Raw genomic sequence first — 732 nt, 5'->3', positions numbered from 1 at the left:
CATAAACACCTCGCTAGTTCGCCAAGTGGCTCAAACCACGTCGCTTCAATTCCTTGCGCACACGGTCTTTCCAGCGTTTATGTACCCATGAAAAGTCAACTGCTCCACGTTCCAGTAGGTTGATGTACATGTCGATTTTTGCTTGATCTAGTGTAATCTTACTCATTGCTGCTACCTCCATTGTCTTCACTAGGGCTCTCTTGGTTTGTCGTTTCAGAAATGTCATCTTCTTTCTCGCTTTCTTTCTTATCTTCTACCGCTGGGGTTGGTTGTGCTTCTTCAGCTTGGTTTTCTGTGTCCGTAACCTGAGGGGTGTCCTCGTCGGTCTCCTCCTGGTCAGACTCTCCTTGAGCTTCCAGCTCCTCCAATCGCGCTAAGATATCCTCAATATCCTGAGCATTCTGGAGATTGACCTTCTGCATGCCATCCATGAGCTGGTTGGCTCTCTCCAGCGCTTCCGTCGTCTTAGCCAGTTGTTCTTGGTTCTTGACAATGGCGCTTGTTGGGTCCAGTTCGGTGCGAACCAATTCCAAAACCGCTTGGATAAGGGCGTCCTCACTATCCTGTGTATGGTCACCTGGCAATTCGCACTGCTCATAAGAATAGCGCCCCTTGTTTTCCATCTTGATTGCGACAACTGTTACATTTTCCCCACCTTTCAAGTAGGGATTGATTGCTACTTCGTAATTCATTCCTTATTTCCTTTCATTTTAGCTTGCGTTTCGTCAAAAA

The 732-nt window shown here is 47.1% G+C and carries 2 protein-coding genes; both read right to left on the bottom strand.

What is annotated here, in order from left to right; translation table 11 throughout:
- Positions 1-13: 13 nt before the first annotated feature.
- A complete protein-coding gene (locus HT708_RS10975) occupies positions 14-166 on the bottom strand; it encodes a hypothetical protein (RefSeq protein WP_000036642.1) in 153 nt (50 codons plus the stop codon).
- Positions 159-692, bottom strand: coding sequence for a hypothetical protein (locus HT708_RS10970; RefSeq protein WP_001105679.1), 534 nt, complete (start codon positions 690-692; stop codon positions 159-161). Before HT708_RS10970 ends, HT708_RS10975 begins: the two co-directional genes overlap by 8 nt.
- Positions 693-732: the final 40 nt, after the last annotated feature.

This window comes from Streptococcus sp. 3613, assembly GCF_013277375.1.
Taxonomy (GTDB): domain Bacteria; phylum Bacillota; class Bacilli; order Lactobacillales; family Streptococcaceae; genus Streptococcus; species Streptococcus pseudopneumoniae.
The sequence above is the reverse complement of the archived record's forward strand: the minus strand, read 5'-3'. Positions and strand labels throughout refer to the sequence as shown.